At 47.9% G+C, this 15,794-nt stretch carries 21 protein-coding genes; all 21 read right to left on the reverse strand.

Features of this window, described 5'->3' with window-relative positions; all coding sequences use genetic code 11:
• A partial coding sequence (locus FWJ59_RS03445) for a penicillin-binding transpeptidase domain-containing protein (RefSeq protein ID WP_414480591.1) occupies positions 1–1,344 on the reverse strand: 1,344 nt, incomplete at its 3' end.
• 118 nt (positions 1,345–1,462) lie between these two features.
• On the reverse strand, positions 1,463–1,969 hold the full coding sequence (gene mreD / locus FWJ59_RS03450) for a rod shape-determining protein MreD (protein WP_414480592.1): 507 nt from the start codon (positions 1,967–1,969) through the stop codon (positions 1,463–1,465).
• 51 nt (positions 1,970–2,020) lie between these two features.
• Entirely contained in the window at positions 2,021–2,860 is an 840-nt protein-coding gene (gene mreC, locus FWJ59_RS03455) for a rod shape-determining protein MreC (RefSeq protein ID WP_414480593.1), read from the reverse strand.
• Between the two features lie 18 nt (positions 2,861–2,878).
• Positions 2,879–3,910, reverse strand: coding sequence for a rod shape-determining protein (locus tag FWJ59_RS03460; RefSeq protein ID WP_414480594.1), 1,032 nt, complete (start codon positions 3,908–3,910; stop codon positions 2,879–2,881).
• A gap of 96 nt (positions 3,911–4,006) precedes the next feature.
• Complete coding sequence (locus FWJ59_RS03465; protein WP_414480595.1) at positions 4,007–4,588, reverse strand: Maf family protein; 582 nt, start codon at positions 4,586–4,588, stop codon at positions 4,007–4,009.
• A gap of 61 nt (positions 4,589–4,649) precedes the next feature.
• A complete protein-coding gene (locus FWJ59_RS03470; RefSeq protein WP_414480596.1) occupies positions 4,650–4,916 on the reverse strand; it encodes a DUF4321 domain-containing protein in 267 nt (88 codons plus the stop codon).
• A gap of 123 nt (positions 4,917–5,039) precedes the next feature.
• Complete coding sequence (gene glmM, locus FWJ59_RS03475) at positions 5,040–6,389, reverse strand: phosphoglucosamine mutase (RefSeq protein WP_414480597.1); 1,350 nt, start codon at positions 6,387–6,389, stop codon at positions 5,040–5,042.
• Between the two features lie 34 nt (positions 6,390–6,423).
• Positions 6,424–7,344 (reverse strand): thioredoxin-disulfide reductase, encoded by a 921-nt coding sequence (gene trxB / locus FWJ59_RS03480; protein ID WP_414480598.1) that lies wholly within the window; start codon positions 7,342–7,344, stop codon positions 6,424–6,426.
• A gap of 221 nt (positions 7,345–7,565) precedes the next feature.
• Positions 7,566–7,958: a 30S ribosomal protein S9 gene (rpsI, locus tag FWJ59_RS03485; protein ID WP_414480599.1), complete on the reverse strand. Its 393-nt coding sequence runs from the start codon at positions 7,956–7,958 to the stop codon at positions 7,566–7,568.
• A 27-nt stretch (positions 7,959–7,985) separates the two neighbouring features.
• A complete protein-coding gene (gene rplM, locus FWJ59_RS03490; RefSeq protein WP_414480600.1) occupies positions 7,986–8,414 on the reverse strand; it encodes a 50S ribosomal protein L13 in 429 nt (142 codons plus the stop codon).
• A gap of 506 nt (positions 8,415–8,920) precedes the next feature.
• Entirely contained in the window at positions 8,921–9,658 is a 738-nt protein-coding gene (gene truA / locus FWJ59_RS03495) for a tRNA pseudouridine(38-40) synthase TruA (RefSeq protein ID WP_414480601.1), read from the reverse strand.
• A 145-nt stretch (positions 9,659–9,803) separates the two neighbouring features.
• On the reverse strand, positions 9,804–10,607 hold the full coding sequence (locus tag FWJ59_RS03500; protein WP_414480602.1) for an energy-coupling factor transporter transmembrane component T family protein: 804 nt from the start codon (positions 10,605–10,607) through the stop codon (positions 9,804–9,806).
• Positions 10,600–11,463: an energy-coupling factor transporter ATPase gene (locus FWJ59_RS03505; RefSeq protein WP_414480603.1), complete on the reverse strand. Its 864-nt coding sequence runs from the start codon at positions 11,461–11,463 to the stop codon at positions 10,600–10,602. The genes FWJ59_RS03500 and FWJ59_RS03505 overlap by 8 nt, the downstream gene beginning before the upstream one ends.
• The gene (locus tag FWJ59_RS03510) at positions 11,451–12,287 is read right to left on the reverse strand and encodes an energy-coupling factor transporter ATPase (RefSeq protein ID WP_414480604.1); all 837 of its coding nucleotides are present in this window, start codon (positions 12,285–12,287) and stop codon (positions 11,451–11,453) included. The genes FWJ59_RS03505 and FWJ59_RS03510 overlap by 13 nt, the downstream gene beginning before the upstream one ends.
• Positions 12,288–12,362: 75 nt before the next feature.
• Positions 12,363–12,878, reverse strand: coding sequence for a bL17 family ribosomal protein (locus tag FWJ59_RS03515; protein WP_414480605.1), 516 nt, complete (start codon positions 12,876–12,878; stop codon positions 12,363–12,365).
• Between the two features lie 40 nt (positions 12,879–12,918).
• Positions 12,919–13,866: a DNA-directed RNA polymerase subunit alpha gene (locus FWJ59_RS03520; protein WP_414480606.1), complete on the reverse strand. Its 948-nt coding sequence runs from the start codon at positions 13,864–13,866 to the stop codon at positions 12,919–12,921.
• A 76-nt stretch (positions 13,867–13,942) separates the two neighbouring features.
• Positions 13,943–14,572, reverse strand: coding sequence for a 30S ribosomal protein S4 (gene rpsD / locus FWJ59_RS03525; RefSeq protein ID WP_414480607.1), 630 nt, complete (start codon positions 14,570–14,572; stop codon positions 13,943–13,945).
• Between the two features lie 28 nt (positions 14,573–14,600).
• A complete protein-coding gene (gene rpsK / locus FWJ59_RS03530; RefSeq protein WP_414480608.1) occupies positions 14,601–14,993 on the reverse strand; it encodes a 30S ribosomal protein S11 in 393 nt (130 codons plus the stop codon).
• 3 nt (positions 14,994–14,996) lie between these two features.
• Positions 14,997–15,383: a 30S ribosomal protein S13 gene (gene rpsM / locus FWJ59_RS03535; RefSeq protein WP_414480609.1), complete on the reverse strand. Its 387-nt coding sequence runs from the start codon at positions 15,381–15,383 to the stop codon at positions 14,997–14,999.
• A gap of 59 nt (positions 15,384–15,442) precedes the next feature.
• Positions 15,443–15,556 carry a 50S ribosomal protein L36 gene (gene rpmJ, locus FWJ59_RS03540; RefSeq protein WP_414480610.1) on the reverse strand — a complete coding sequence of 38 codons (114 nt, stop codon included), beginning with the start codon at positions 15,554–15,556 and terminating at the stop codon, positions 15,443–15,445.
• 17 nt (positions 15,557–15,573) lie between these two features.
• A complete protein-coding gene (gene infA, locus FWJ59_RS03545) occupies positions 15,574–15,792 on the reverse strand; it encodes a translation initiation factor IF-1 (RefSeq protein WP_414480611.1) in 219 nt (72 codons plus the stop codon).
• Positions 15,793–15,794: the final 2 nt, after the last annotated feature.

Below are 15,794 nucleotides of genomic sequence, written 5' to 3' on the forward strand. Positions count from 1 at the left end.
ATCATATACCTGCTCATTCAGCGTAACCTTTCCTTCCATTAATGCCGCGATACCCACCATCATCTTCATGACCGATCCCAGAGGGAATCTCTCCTGAAAGGCCATGGCCGTCAGCGGCTTTCCCGGAGCTTTCAAAATTTTCTGATATTCCTCGCTGGATATGGCGGGAATGAACAGATTCAAATCGAAGGACGGATAGCTGGCCATTGCCAGTATTTCGCCGGTACGCACATCCAGCACCACAGCCGCCCCCCTATTGGCATAGGGTGCCTGTTTATCTCCCTCATAGGGTGGCAGGCCTGCTGCCATCTTGTGTATCTCCTCGGCTAAAATGTCTTCCACCGCTTTTTGCAGGCGGCTGTCAATAGTAAGAATTACATCATTCCCGTCCTCTGGCGGCGTCTCGCTCAATACCCTTACCACTTTGCCTGTAGAATTCACTTCGGCCCACAACATGCCGTGCTTGTCCTTAGTGCTGGCCGTAAGCCACTGCTCGGCATACTTCTCTATCCCCATTTTACCAATGCGATCTATCGATAGGTCATAGCCCTCTTCCTTTAAATCAATGCCCTTCCTCTTGTATTCCTCTATATCCTCGTTGCTTATCCTGCCCACATATCCTATTATGTGTGCCGCCACATCGCCCATGGGATAGTAGCGCCCCATCTCCACCGAGATCTGGAGCCCCGGCAATTCGCTGGCATAGGTCTCAAGCTGGGCCACCGTTTTTTGGCTCACTCCGGTGGCAATCCTTATGGCATTGGGACGGTATCTGTTCATGTAAATGTCCAATCTGACCGAGATTATATCCCTGGCTATATCGTCGGGCAAATCATCGTCAATCTTAAACCTTTCCCTAAGGTGTTTAAGCATATCGGCTGCTGGCAGGTCAACTTTTATGCCGGCCTCGGATTTCCATCTTTCAAAGTCGCTTTTCTGGTTCTCCTCAGATTTCTTCTCCCATGTATAATATATTCTTCCACCTTCATCTATCTTTATGGGGATATTATCCATCAGGCTTGTGGTATCCCCATTTTGCTTTATTATGCTGACAACCCTATAAATCAAATCATTAAGCTGTTTATCCCCTGTAGGCATCCTCTGTTTGTCCAATTCCACCACAAACATCTGCTTGTTCATGGCCATAGGAATGCCGTTTCTGTCCAAAATATTTCCCCTGCTACCCCTAAGGGGGATCTCAACCGATTTTCGTTCCATAGACAGCGTATAGTAAGTATCCCCTAGTTCTACGGTAAGATAAGCCAGCCTGACCAAAAGCGTGCTGAACCCCAAAGTACATATCAGCCCCAATAAAAAAAAGCGGTTTTTAAACCATTTAAGCATTCCTTTGACCTCCTCTGCGCCGCATTTCGGCACACGATCAAGCGCAACCAGCATACATTTGCGTTAGTTATTTTATCATGATTCAAGCAGACAAAAAAGAGGTAATATTTTACCCCTTTCAATCGAAATGCCAGCGCCGATTCATGAATTTATGTTTGTACAGCTTGTCTATATAGTAATATATAACGGGCGTTATGACAGCGGTATATACCATCTCAGGCAATATGGTCCTTAGAAGCAACCAGTGAAGGGAAACGCTTACCCCTGAAAAATACATCCATAAAAATACAAACAGCCCTCGCAATATGGTGGCTATGCTTACAAAAAATACGGGAATCAGCACCTTCCCCACAAAGACTTTCCCATAAACCAGGCCTACAAGATATCCGGCCAGCATGTACTGCAAGGCGTAAAAACCTATATTTTGGCCAAATAGTATATCCTGTAACAATCCCCCGCACAAGCCTACCGCTGCTGATGTAGGATTGCCCGCCACAAGGGCAAAGGAGATGACAAGCGCCATCAACGAATCGGGCCTAACGCCGTATATTTCAATAAAAGGAAATAACGCTGATTGAACCACCAAATTACCCAACAGAATACCAGCTATAACCCAAACCTTCATATCACTGCAATCTCCGATTTCATAAAACAAATATCATATTGTCATCCAAAATCATTCATCAAACCTTGACTTAACTACCAGCACCTCTTCTAGCCGTTGAAAATCCACTCCAGGCTTTATAATAGCGGTCTTATAGAGGTCCTTTTTATAACGCACCACTTCTATCACTTCCCCGATGTAAATTCCCTTGGGGAGCAAATCCCCCAACCCCGATGTAATCACCTTATCCCCCACGCTTACCTCTGAGTCCAGTGGAAGGTACACCATCCTACATGTACCATCTTCAGACCCAAAAGCGTTGTTACCCTTTACTATGCCATTGTCCCTGGTTCTCTCGACTATGCCGCTTATAGAACTTTGAGCATCCACGATAGAACGCACCTTTGCCCAGTTGGCTCCCACTTCTATGATGCGCCCAACCAGTCCGCGATCGGTTACCACCGCCATATTGACCTCTACGCCATGATTTTTGCCCTTATCTATGGTAAACACATTAAACCAGTTACTGGGGTCCTTGCCTGTGACTCTGGCGCCTGTGACCACCAGTTCCTCCCTTTCCACGGCAAAGTCCAGCAGCTTCTTCAAACGCTGGTTTTGTTTCTCCAGCTCGCTCATCCTGAGCAGCTCCTTTTCCAGCTGCTCAACCCTTTCCTTGAGCTGTTCATAATTTTTCTCCAAATTACGCCTCTCATTTATCTCGGCAATTGACCCTTGGATAAAGGAAACAGCCCTGTATATCGCTTTTTGAATAGGCACAATGACCTCCCCCACTAGCCCTTCCAGAAAGGTCATGTGTCCCCGTGGCTGGGAGGTAAATATAGCCAGCAGCAATAATGAAAGTGAGACTGCCACTATAACGGCCCCCGAATGCTTCCTAAGAAATTGAATCAAAACCATCACCATCCCATCTCAAGCTAGATTCTTAGATGAGATGGTCACCCTTCTCAAAACCTCCAATTCCTCCAGCGCACGTCCGGTACCCACGGCTACACAGTCCAGAGGCGAATCTGCAATATGAACCGGCATGCCGGTTTCCTGTGCTATGAGCCTATCAATGCCATCGAGGAGAGCTCCCCCTCCGGTCAACATTATACCCTTGTCCATAATGTCGGCAGCCAGTTCAGGCGGTGTCTTTTCCAGGGTGAGCTTGATGGCCTCTACTATTTGGCCGACGGGTTCCTTCAAGGCCTCGAGAATCTCAGACGACGTAATCCTCAAGGTCTTGGGCAAACCGGTCACCAAATCCCTGCCTCTAACATCCATCTCCTGTTCTTCCTCTTTGGGATAGGCAGAACCTATGTTGATCTTTATCTCCTCGGCCGTCCTCTCACCTATCATCAGATTGTACTCCTTTTTGATATAGAATATAATGGCATCGTCCATCTTGTTGCCGCCTATCCTCAAGGACCTGCTGGTCACTATGCCGCCCAGCGATATCACAGCTACCTCGCTGGTGCCGCCGCCAATATCCACCACCATGCTGCCCGTAGGCTCGTGTACAGGCAACCCTGCGCCTATGGCCGCAGCCATGGGCTCCTCTATGAGGTAAGCCTCACGGGCACCAGCCTGCCTTGCCGCCTCATACACAGCCCTCTTCTCAACCTCGGTAACCCCTGACGGAACCGAAATTACTACCCTTGGGTGCACCATTAGAGGCCTCCTCATGGCCCTTCTTATGAAATACTTCAACATCTCCTGGGTGACATCGAAATCGGCTATGACGCCATCGCGCATAGGCCTTATGGCAATGATGTTGCCTGGCGTTCTGCCAATCATCCTCTTGGCTTCTTCACCAACAGCCAACACCTCTTTGGTATCGCTGCGAATGGCCACTACAGAGGGCTCGCGGATTACTATTCCCTTGCCTCGAATATACACCAGCGTATTGGCAGTTCCCAGATCGATTCCCAAATCCCTGCTAAATATGTTCAACAATCCCATATCATCCTTTTCTCCTTCCAAACACATTCTTTTTTTGAATTGCTAAATTAATTATTGCCAAAGATTACATTTTTGATAACTCCGGTTAAAATAACTCTATACAGCCAACATTTCGACTCCAAATTGCTTAAGTATCATCCACAGGCTGTGTATGGGAAGACCCACCACATTGTAGTAACATCCTTCTATCCTCTTTATAAACATACCGCCCAGTCCCTGAATGCCATACGCTCCCGCCTTATCCATGGGCTCTCCCGTTCTAATATACCCCTCAATTTCCTGAGGGGTGAGAGAAGCCATTTCCACCACTGTCTTTTCGTAAGCGGTCACGCATTTGCAGTCAGGTACCTCCATGACGGCCAGCCCTGTTATCACCTCATGGACCTGCCCCTGTAGATCCATGAGCATCCGAAATGCCTCATCTTTATCCTTAGGCTTGCCCAACACCTTATTGCCCTTAACTACAATGGTATCGGCACCTATTATCAGAGCATGCTCCTGTACCATTTGGGCAACGCTTTCAACCTTTTTAAGGGCTAACTCCACAGCCATCCTATGAGGGGGAAGGCCATCAGGCACCTCTTCCTCCCGCTCGCTGGGAATAACTTCAAACTTGAGGCCCATCTGTTGAAGTAGATCTCTCCTCCTGGGCGATGCAGAAGCCAGTATTATCTTCATAGGCTGCTCATTGCCCCCTGCCGTTTAGATATACGCCAAAGCAAAACACCTTTATACATCTTTAGGACCTAAAATAAAATATGAGCCCTAGCACTACGCCCAGGACGGTACCGAAGTTAATGGTAAAGGTAATCCCCAATACCAAATCCATTATCTGCAAATCAAGAACTATGGGGCCCTCCTTAGTACCAATTTCAAGAGACTGTGTAAACAGAGGTATATCAAAATATGCAGCCAAAATTCTCCCTACTACGCTGCCGATTATGATGCCTGCCAGCAAAAATAGGCATAATATCCCGCCTCTTCTGGAGCTCCCCCTTTTCATCATGTGTAACTCCTCCTTTTTCAGGGCAGCCAGCTTCTCGTTCATCCTCATGATTAGTATAACATCTTCCCTACTGAATACAAGATATTTTGCAAAAATTCCTCTCTAAATGACAAATTTTCGCTCTCAACTTAATCGCTCTTCTATTAACCTAGCTAGCCTACTGGCACTGTCTTCTATCTCCTTATGATCAGCTCCTTCAATCATGACCCTAATAAGGGGCTCCGTCCCCGACGGACGGATTAGTACCCTGCCCGCTCCTTTGAACTTGGCTTCAATCCTGGATATCTCCTCCGATATGATGGGATCATCCATATAGCTATCCTTCTTTTCGGGGCTAACCTTTGCATTTACCAGCACCTGGGGAAATCTTTGCATTACCGAAGCCAGCTCAGACATCCTGCGGTTATTTCTTTTCATCACCGACAGCAGCTGCAGCGCCGTCAAGATACCGTCCCCCGTCGTGCTGTAGTCCAGGAATATTATGTGGCCCGACTGTTCGCCCCCGATATTGTATCCACCTTGGAGCATCTCTTCCAGGACGTACCTATCCCCTACCTTGGTCTTTATAAAATTACACCCGGCCTTCTTAAGGGCAATGTCAAAACCTATGTTGCTCATGACGGTAGCTACTACCGTATTGTGCTTGAGCACTCCCCTTTCCTTCATGTCAAGGGCACATATCACCATTATCTGGTCCCCGTCCACCAGCTGCCCCTTCTCATCCACTGCGATCAACCTGTCTGCATCTCCATCAAAGGCCAACCCAACATCCGCCCCGGCCTCTATCACAAACCTCTGCAGCCCTTCAGGATGAGTGGAACCGCAATTGTAATTTATATTAACGCCGTTGGGGTTGTCATTGATGACCTTCACCTCAGCGCCCAATTGAGAAAACACCATGGGCGCTACCTTGTAAGCAGCACCGTTGGCGCAATCCACAGCCAGCTTCAATCCGCTCAGATCGACGTCTATGGTGCCCTTCAGAAAATTGACATAATCTTGCAGTGCGTTAGGAACAGGTACCTTTCTGCCTATCTCGTCCCCAACAGGTGCTGGAATATCTACCTGTTCTTGCCCTTTGATAATTGCTTCTATCTCATCTTCCATTTTATCGGGAAGCTTGTAGCCATTGCCATCGAAGAACTTGATGCCGTTGTACTCCATGGGATTGTGGGAAGCCGAGATGACCACGCCGGCATCCACTTCATAATGCCTTGTAAGGTAGGCAATAGCCGCAGTAGGCATGACGCCCACCACCAAGGCGTCAGCACCTGCCGAACAAATACCGGCTATTAGTGCTGCTTCCAACATATCTCCCGACAGCCTGGTATCCTTTCCAATCAAAATCTTGGGCCGCTTTTTGCCCTTTGATAGTACATAAGCCCCAGCCTGCCCCAGCTTGAATGCCAGGTGGCAGTCCAAATCCCTGTTGGCTACTCCTCTTACTCCATCGGTACCAAACATCCGCGCCATATATAGACCTCCTATCGCAAATCAGATATAAACGTCACTCAAACTCCTCCATTATATATCGCTGAGCCGATACCGAAGCGATAGCACCGTCTGCTGCAGCCGTTATGATCTGCCACAGAGGCTTTTGCCGCAAGTCCCCGGCCGCAAAAACTCCAGGTATGCTGGTAGCCATATTCTCATCGGTTATCACAAACCCGGCTTCGTTCATCTTAAGCTTACCCTGAACCAAGACATTGTTTGGTTGTATCCCAATCGCTACAAACAATCCATCCACCTTGAGCTCTTTTTTGGAACCATCTTTCAAGTTTCGCACCAGTAGTCCCTCTACTCCCTGATCCCCCAGTATTTCGTCGACCACCGAATCCCACAGTATTTCGACTTTGGGATTGGCAAAAAGCCTATCCTGCAATATCTTAGAAGCCCTTAGGGCGTTACGCCTGTGTATAAGATATACCCTTGCGGCGTGCTGGGCCAGGAAGAGGGCATCTTCCACAGCGGTATCCCCACCGCCCACCACCGCCACCAGCTTATCCTTGTAAAAGGCACCATCGCAGGTAGCGCAGTAGGATACTCCTCTACCCCGGAACTCATCCTCCTTAGGCAGGCCAAGTTTCTTGGGCTGTGCACCCATGCAGAGTATGAGCGCCTTGGCTTCGTACTCTCCCTTATCAGTGACCACCTTCTTAATTCTACCCTCCAGCTCCAGCTCCACTACCTCATCGTACAATATTTCCAGGCCAAACTTGCGGGCATGGGCTTCCAGCTTCATGGCCAAATCGGGACCGCTTATAGGCTCATCAAAGCCGGGGTAGTTCTCCACCAGATATGTGGTAGCTATCTGACCACCTGAAAACATCCTCTCAAATAACAAGGCGTCCATCCCGCCTCTCTTGGCATATAAGCCAGCGGTAAGGCCAGCCACACCTCCCCCTACGATGATTATGTCCTTTAACATGCTAAAACCTCCTTTGAGCTTCTCATAAGAACAACCTACCCCAGCAATTATCTCAGCAAATCTATGTTTATTTTCAGCAAAATCCCATCTCAAGGCGAATATCAACACGTTTATTATACCTTAAAATGCATGGAAAGTGAACGATATTTATGAAAAGATGAATTAGGGAACGAATATAAAAAAGGCCGCCAAGAAAACAATTTCTGGCGGTCCGTTGGTATTTATCTCTTGGAGAATTGAGGCGCTCTTCGCGCACCCTTCAAACCGTACTTCTTTCTCTCCTTCATTCGCGGATCGCGCGTCAAGAAGCCAGCCTTTTTAAGGACGGGACGGAAACCCTCGTCCACCTTTAATAATGCTCGGGATATGCCATGTCTGATGGCACCGGCCTGTCCGCTGAAGCCGCCTCCATCAACCTTCGCTATGACGTCAAACTTGCCCATAGTACCCGTCAGTTCCAAAGGTTGCCTTACCATAATCCTTAACGGTTCCATCCCAAAATAATCGTTGATATCGCGCCCGTTGATGATGATTTTGCCTTCCCCTGGGATAAGCCGTACCCTGGCTACCGACGTCTTTCTTCTACCCGTCCCATAATATTGTACGTTAGCCAACGTATATCTCTCCTTTCCCGACCTTCATTACAGTTCAAGTATTTCGGGCTGCTGAGCCTCATGTTTGTGATTTGGCCCGGCATATACCTTTAGCTTTTTAAGCATCTTGCGTCCAAGCCTGTTGTGGGGCAACATCCCTTTAACCGCATGATATATTACAAACGTGGGCTTGGTCTCCAAAAGCTTCCTGTAAGGAATCTCTTTAAGCCCACCAGGGTACAGGGTATGATGGCGATATAACTTCTTATCAAGCTTTTTGCCCGTCAGCTTAACCTTCTCAGCATTGATAACTATCACATAATCTCCGGTATCCACATGGGGAGTATAAATCGGTTTATGCTTCCCTCTCAATATTTTTGCGATTTGAGACGCCAACCTGCCTAACGGCTTATCGGTAGCATCCACAACATACCACTTTCTCTCCACCTTACCCGGCTTAGCTACATACGTCTTCATGGCCTTTCCTCCTATTCCGCTCGATTATCTAATGTGACAACATGTCACCATACGACTTTCACTTGATCAACCTCTCACAAAAAAAATTATCTTTCACTTTTTATAAGTTTCTTTATCCTTTGGCAAACTATTTAAACTATTTATCAAAATTATCAAAATTATCAAAATTATCACAATTATCAAAAGCGCACCGTCAGATGTAAAGCCTGTCATTCCATTGACCCGCACTAGCTCTGGCATATTTGCCAGCAGTCTAAACACATCTATCATTTTCGATAAATATCCGGGGCTAATGAACACATTAAAACTATTCTATATTGTAATACAAGGCCCTTAGGCTGTCAAGGCCAAAAATCCCAATTTGTTTTAAGCCTGCCTTAAAAATTTTCTAACAATCGGTACTTGGATTTTCATCAGATTCAATGAGCTCCAACTACACCGGGCCCATATCAAAAAACGCCAGCTTTGCCCGTGCCTGGCTGGGCTGGCTGTAAAATTCGGAAATGTCAATAATATACCTTTTCCAGGCACAAGCCGTGGGCAGGCGCTGTCGGTCCCGCCTTGGCCCTATCTCCCGACTCCAAAATCCGCTTCATATCGGACTCCTGCATCCTATGCCTTCCTATCTCTATAAAGGTGCCTACAAGTATGCGTACCATATTGTATAAAAAGCCGTTGCCCTTAATGTCAAAATACAGATAACAAGGCGGTTCCCAAATCCAACGGGCCTGGTATATCATCCTCACGGTGTTTTTCACGCTGCTACCAGCGCTCTGAAAAGCCTTAAAATCGTGAGTACCTATGATATATTGAGCTGCAGCATTCATCGCTTCCACATCTAGAACATCAGGAACGTGATAGTAATAATTTCTGCCTATGGCAGGGGCATGCGTCCTTGCGCATATTGAATACCTGTACTGCTTAGCTTTGGCCCAATACCTGGCATGAAATTCAAGTGGAACTTCCTGTGACTCCAGCACTCGAATATCGTAGGGCAGCAGTGAGTTTAAGGCAAAGCTAAACCGGTCGGCAGGGATCCTGGAGGCCGTAAAAAAATTGGCTACCTGGCCCCGCGCATGCACGCCACTGTCTGTCCGTCCTGCACCTATAACCGTGATTTTTTCCCCGGTAAGCTTATATAAGGCCTCCTCCACCACCTGTTGAATTGAAAGGGCGTTCTTCTGCCTTTGCCAACCAGCGTAGTTGGTACCGTCATACTCCAACACCAGCTTTATATTTCTCATGACCCCATGCTCCCACATCCTGGTTATGCCTTTAGGCTACACCTCATCCGTCACAGCCCTTGTCGTTTCCGGCTATTCGGTCAAATCAATATATCTCCTAAAGATGTCCCAACCGACAACCTAGCTCTCAATCACTTTATGTCCATCATAGCACATAGCTATCCAGGAGTATAGCAGCAATCAGCAATACCGTCACTGCTACCGCAACATAATCCCTCTTGGTGGCCTTGAGTATCTTCATGCGCGTACGATTTTGCCCACCACGGTAGCAGCGGGATTCCATGGCCATGGCAAGTTCATCGGCCCTTCTAAAAGCGCTTATAAACAGCGGCACAAGAAGAGGCACCAACGCCTTGGCCCTTTGAAACAGATTGCCGCTCTCAAAATCAGCCCCCCTGGCCATTTGTGCTTTCATTATCTTGTCGGTCTCCTCCAGAAGGGTGGGGATAAACCGCAGGGCAATGGTCATCATCATGGCCAACTCATGAGCCGGGAATTTTATAACCCGAAGGGGCTGAAGCAGGCGTTCAATGCCATCGGTTAAAGATATGGGAGAAGTAGTCAGGGTAAGCAGAGAAGTCCCCACCACCAGCAGCACCAACCTCAACGTCATAAAAATCCCTTGGTTTAACCCTTCCTGGGTAAATTTAAAAGCCCACATCCGGAACAACACCTTGTTGCCGGGAGTAAAAAAGACGTTTATGAAAAAGGTCAAAACTATTATGAACAGCAGTGGCTTAAGCCCCCTCACGATGTACCGCATGGGAACCTTTGAAAGCCGCACCGCTAGGGCTATATAGGCAAAAATCAGCCCATACCCCACGTAGGTTTTAACAAAAAATATGATCACTATAAAGGCAAAAGTCAATACTATCTTAACACGTGGATCAAGCTTATGTATCACTGATTCCCCGGGGAAAAACTGCCCTATGGTGATGTCTTTAAGCATTTTTCTTCCCCCTTATCCTCTCCAGTATGACCTTTACGGCCTGATCCACGGTATAGATATTGTCAGGAACGTCCATTCCCCTAGCCTTTAACCCCCTCATCACTTGGGTTATCTGTGGAATCCCCAACCCCATGGCATGAAGTTCTTCCACGCAGGAAAAAACCTCTTCCGGTTTACCTACCAAAGCTATTTTACCCCTGTTCATCACTATGATCCTATCCACCAATCTGGCAATATCCTCCATGCTGTGGGAAACCAGGATGATGGTCATACCGCGCTGTTCATGGAGGTTCTTTATCTGGCTTAAAATCTCGTCCCTTCCCTTAGGGTCAAGGCCAGCTGTAGGCTCATCTAAGATGAGGATACTGGGCTCCATGGCGAGGACTCCAGCAATGGCTACCCTTCTTCTCTGCCCTCCGCTTATCTCAAAGGGCGATCGGTCCTTTATGGCCTCAAAATCCAACCCCACTAGGGCCATGGCCTCCCTTACCCTTCTCTCCACTTCGCCCTCGGGAAGGTTCAAGTTTCTGGGCCCAAAGGCGATATCCTGGTACACCGTTTCCTCAAACAGCTGATGCTCGGGATACTGAAACACCAGCCCCACATGCTGTCTGAGCCTCTTGGGTACTTTGCTGGTGCTGGTAATTTCAATATCGTCCACCACTATTCTTCCACTGGTCGGCTTTAAAAGGCCATTGAGGTGCTGTACCAAGGTAGATTTTCCCGAACCGGTATGGCCAATGAGTCCAATAAACTCCCCATCCTTAATCTCAAAGCTGACATCATCCAAGGCCAGGGATTCAAAAGGGCTGCCTGGCATATATACATGCGTTAAGTGTTCAACTATAATCGGCATATGGCCTCCACCATCTCTTCCACTTTTAAAACGTCCAGAGGAATATCCAGCCCTTCGGCTTTGAGCCTATAAGCCAGCTCGGTCACCTGTGGTACATCCAGCCCTATCTCCTTTAAAACCTCAACCTGGGAAAATACCTGCCGTGGCGTCCCTTGCAGCACTATCTTGCCCTGTTCCATCACGATGACCCTGTCGGCATCAACTGCTTCCTCCATATAGTGGGTTATATGAACCACGGTAATGCCTTCATGCCTGTTCAAATATTTGACCGTCTCCATCACTTCACGGCGCCCCACGGGATCCAGCATGGCGGTAGGTTCATCCAGCACGATTATTTCGGGCTTCATGGCTAGGATGCCGGCTATGGCAACCCTTTGTTTCTGCCCCCCGGAGAGATAGTGAGGAGCCGCCTGGGCATATTCCTCCATGCCCACAGCCTTAAGGGCCTCATTCACTCTCCTGCGTATCTCTTCGGGGGGAAGGCCCAAGTTTTCTGGCCCAAAGGCCACATCCTCCTCCACAATTGTAGCTACCAGTTGGTTATCAGGGTTTTGGAAGACCATGCCCGCTGTTTGGCGTATCTCCCACAGCTTATCCTCATCCCTGGTATCCATTCCCTTTATCCATACCACGCCACCGCTGGGACGCAGAAGCGCATTGAGATGCTTGGCCAGCGTGGACTTTCCGGACCCGTTGTGCCCGATTATGACAACAAACTCCCCCTTTTGGATGTCAAGGGTCACCCCGTTTAGAGCCGCAATCTCCTCCCCTTCAAAGCTCAAATATTCAAATTGTACGTCCTGTAACCTGATGATAGGCTCCATGGTTCTCTCCTTAAAGATTTTAACTTCTATGATAAAAATTATGGATTAAGTGTAACACTTAATCCACTATCAAAATTAATCTACCAACTCTATGAGAACCTGTTCAGCGCCATCCCCTCTCCTGGGACCTAGCTTGATAATCCTGGTATAACCTCCAGCGCAATTCTTCTCCTGATTTCTAGCCCTATACTTAGGCCCATATTCATTAAACAGCTTCTCTATAAGAGGATGTTTTATCTCTCTCATGCGCTGCTTGTATTCCTTCTTGGTCTCCTCACGGCTTTTGGGTTCGCGCAAATCATAAAGGAAAGCCATCATCTTTCGCCGTGCGTGCAATTTGGAAGGAGCATCATTGGTAACCTCTATTGTAACGGTCTGACCCTTTTCGTTGTTGACCTCTTTTTGTACCTTTACAGTCTTATCGTACTCCTCTACGGCATAGTGAATGAGCTTTTCAGCAATGCGCCGCACTTCTTTGGCTCTCGCTTCTGTGGTAACTATTCTACCGTGCCACAGCAAGGCCGATACCTGATTGCGAAGCAGGGCACGCCTTTGGTCGCTGGGCTTGCCCAATTTCCTCTGTCTGGCCATATTATCGCCTCCCTCTTAAGCAATATTTGCATTCCATAAATCATTCTTCCTTCTTCTTCAAGCTCAAGCCCAAAGCTTTCAGCTTCTGTTGCACTTCTTCAAGAGATTTTTTGCCCAAATTCCTGACCTTCATCATGTCCTCTTCCGTCCTCTGTATGAGCTCACCCACCGTATTGATTCCGGCGCGTTTCAAGCAATTATATGAGCGAACGGAAAGGTCAAGCTCTTCTATAGTCATCTCGAGCACTTTTTCTTCCTTGTCCTCTTCCTTTTCTACCATGATCTCAACGTTATTTACACGGTCGGTCAAATTGATGAACAAGGCTAAGTGCTCGCTCAGTATCTTTGCAGCCAGGCTGGTTGCCTCATCGGGCTTTATGGTGCCATTTGTCCAAACCTCCAACGTCAGCTTATCATAGTCGGTAACCTGCCCAACGCGGGTATCCTCCACCGTAAAATTCACTTTTCTGATGGGAGTAAATATCGAGTCGACGGGAATGATGCCAATGGGCTGCCCCGGCTTCTTATTCTTTTCTGCCGGCACATAGCCCCTGCCCTTCTCGACGTTCATCTCCATATAGAGCTTTCCGTCTTCATTTAAGGTGGCTATGTGCAGGTCAGGGTTTACGATCTCCACATCGGCATCGGTGATTATATCGCCCGCTTTCACTTCACAGGGGCCCTGGGCATTTATGGTCAAAACCCTGGGCTCGTTGGTCTCCATCTTTATGCAAAGTTCCTTCAGGTTGAGGATTATCTCAACCAGATCCTCCTTCACGCCCGGTATTGTGGAAAACTCATGGAGCACGCCGTCTACCCTGATGGAGGTAACCGCAGCCCCTGGCAACGAAGACAGCAACACCCTCCTTAAGGAATTACCAAGGGTAATGCCAAACCCTCTTTCCAGGGGTTCCACCACAAACTTACCATAGCGATTATCTTCGCTTATTTCTACAATCTCTATTCTGGGCTTCTCAATTTCAATCATTCAAATAAACCCTCCTCATCACGTTGTTAAACTACACCTCTCCGAGGACGGGATACTCTTCAGACCGTACAAATCATCACTTGGAGTACAGCTCGACGATCAAGTGCTCCTGAATAGGCGTATCGATATCCTGGCGTGTAGGCAACGCAGTCACCGTTCCCTCTAGCTTGTCAAAATCAACGGACAACCACTGAACTATATTACCAGCCGGACCTTGTTCGCGCAAGGCTTTGAAATGCTCCATTTTAGCAGCACTCTTTTCAGCGACGGCGATCACATCTCCCACATCCACCAAGTAAGATGGGATATTCACCCTCCTACCGTTCACGGTAATGTGCCCATGGCGGACCAACTGGCGCGCCTGCATGCGGGAACTTGCAAATCCCATGCGGTATACCACGTTGTCCAGCCTTCTCTCCAGTATCTGCAGGAGATTTTCGCCGGTTATGCCCTTCATGCGCTCAGCTATGCTGAAATACCTTCTAAACTGCCTCTCCAGCACGCCATATATTCTCTTGACCTTCTGCTTTTCACGCAGCTGGATTCCGTATTCAGAGAGCTTCTTTCTGTCCCTACCATGCTGTCCAGGTGGAAAAGGCCTTCTCTCAAAAGCGCACTTGTCGGTATAGCAGCGGCTTCCTTTCAAATACAGCTTCATGCCTTCGCGCCTGCAAAGCCGGCATGCAGGTCCCGTATATTTAGCCATTCACTTAACACCTCCAGACATTTGTTTTTTATACTCTTCTGCGTTTAGGTGGCCGGCAACCGTTGTGAGGTATGGGAGTAACATCCTTAATAAGGCTTACTTCAAGCCCCGCAGCCTGCAGCGAGCGTATTGCAGCTTCCCGTCCCGCTCCAGGACCTTTTACGTGTACCTCCACCGTTTTGAGTCCATATTCCATAGCAGCCTTGGCGGCCGACTCTGCTGCTAACTGCGCTGCGTAGGGGGTCCCTTTCTTGGTCCCAGTAAAACCTACAGTACCAGCGCTTGCCCACGTAATGGCATTCCCCGCAGTATCGGTAATGGTCACAATGGTATTATTGAAAGTCGATTGAATATGGGCTATTCCTCGCTCTATATTCTTTTTCTCGCGCCTTTTTGCAGTTCTACGTGTTTTCCTCGCCATCTATCACACGCCTCCTTGCTGCTTCTTCTTCCTTGTACCAATACCCGGCCTCGGACCTTTTCGGGTACGTGCATTGGAACGCGTTCTCTGTCCACGAACCGGCAGACCTCTTCTGTGCCTTATTCCCCTATAACACCCAATATCTATTAGCCTCTTTATGTTAAGGGCTACTTCCCTGCGAAGGTCACCTTCGACTTTCACATTCTTGTCGATATAATCCCTCAGCTTGGCTACTTCTTCTTCAGTTAGGTCCTTTACCCTGGTATCGGGATTGACGCCTGTTGCGGCCAGAATCTCGTTGGCTTTGGCCCTACCAATGCCATAGATATATGTCAGAGCAATCTCCACCCTTTTCTCCCTGGGTAGATCAACACCGGCAATACGCGCCATTGTCACACCTCCGTAATCTTAATTATTCCATTTTCTTCATATTTCAAAACATTCTCAGATTATCCCTGTCTTTGTTTGTGTTTAGGGTTTTCACAAATCACCCTTATTTTACCTTTTCTCTTTATGATCTTGCATTTTTCGCATATGGTCTTAACCGATGGTCGCACTTTCATCGCTGTATCCCTCCTTATTATTTAAGGCGCCACGTAATTCGGCCACGAGTGAGGTCATATGGCGATAATTCCACCGTTACCCTGTCACCGGGCAAAATACGTATGAAGTTCATACGCAGTTTCCCCGATAGGTGGGCTAAAACCCTATGACCGTTGTCCAGCTCCACCTGAAACATCGCATTGGGTAACGCTTCCACCACAGTGCCCTCAACCTCAATTACATCTTCCCTGGCCAAAC

The sequence above is a fragment of the Caldicoprobacter sp. genome (genome assembly GCF_047459465.1).
Classification (GTDB): Bacteria; Bacillota; Clostridia; order Caldicoprobacterales; family Caldicoprobacteraceae; genus Caldicoprobacter.

What these genes read in the sequence shown, in the direction of transcription:
- mreD (WP_414480592.1), bottom strand. Translation starts at nt 1,969, where the DNA reads ATGAAGGTTTGGGTTATAGCTGGTATTCTGTTGGGTAATTTGGTGGTT.
- FWJ59_RS03460 (WP_414480594.1), bottom strand. Translation starts at nt 3,910, where the DNA reads ATGGGATTGTTGAACATATTTAGCAGGGATTTGGGAATCGATCTGGGA.
- FWJ59_RS03465 (WP_414480595.1), bottom strand. Translation starts at nt 4,588, where the DNA reads ATGAAGATAATACTGGCTTCTGCATCGCCCAGGAGGAGAGATCTACTT.
- FWJ59_RS03470 (WP_414480596.1), bottom strand. Translation starts at nt 4,916, where the DNA reads ATGATGAAAAGGGGGAGCTCCAGAAGAGGCGGGATATTATGCCTATTT.
- glmM (WP_414480597.1), bottom strand. Translation starts at nt 6,389, where the DNA reads ATGGCGCGGATGTTTGGTACCGATGGAGTAAGAGGAGTAGCCAACAGG.
- trxB (WP_414480598.1), bottom strand. Translation starts at nt 7,344, where the DNA reads ATGTTAAAGGACATAATCATCGTAGGGGGAGGTGTGGCTGGCCTTACC.
- rplM (WP_414480600.1), bottom strand. Translation starts at nt 8,414, where the DNA reads ATGAAGACGTATGTAGCTAAGCCGGGTAAGGTGGAGAGAAAGTGGTAT.
- truA (WP_414480601.1), bottom strand. Translation starts at nt 9,658, where the DNA reads ATGAGAAATATAAAGCTGGTGTTGGAGTATGACGGTACCAACTACGCT.
- FWJ59_RS03500 (WP_414480602.1), bottom strand. Translation starts at nt 10,607, where the DNA reads ATGCTTAAAGACATCACCATAGGGCAGTTTTTCCCCGGGGAATCAGTG.
- FWJ59_RS03505 (WP_414480603.1), bottom strand. Translation starts at nt 11,463, where the DNA reads ATGCCGATTATAGTTGAACACTTAACGCATGTATATATGCCAGGCAGC.
- FWJ59_RS03510 (WP_414480604.1), bottom strand. Translation starts at nt 12,287, where the DNA reads ATGGAGCCTATCATCAGGTTACAGGACGTACAATTTGAATATTTGAGC.
- FWJ59_RS03515 (WP_414480605.1), bottom strand. Translation starts at nt 12,878, where the DNA reads ATGGCCAGACAGAGGAAATTGGGCAAGCCCAGCGACCAAAGGCGTGCC.
- FWJ59_RS03520 (WP_414480606.1), bottom strand. Translation starts at nt 13,866, where the DNA reads ATGATTGAAATTGAGAAGCCCAGAATAGAGATTGTAGAAATAAGCGAA.
- rpsD (WP_414480607.1), bottom strand. Translation starts at nt 14,572, where the DNA reads ATGGCTAAATATACGGGACCTGCATGCCGGCTTTGCAGGCGCGAAGGC.
- rpsK (WP_414480608.1), bottom strand. Translation starts at nt 14,993, where the DNA reads ATGGCGAGGAAAACACGTAGAACTGCAAAAAGGCGCGAGAAAAAGAAT.
- rpsM (WP_414480609.1), bottom strand. Translation starts at nt 15,383, where the DNA reads ATGGCGCGTATTGCCGGTGTTGATCTACCCAGGGAGAAAAGGGTGGAG.
- rpmJ (WP_414480610.1), bottom strand. Translation starts at nt 15,556, where the DNA reads ATGAAAGTGCGACCATCGGTTAAGACCATATGCGAAAAATGCAAGATC.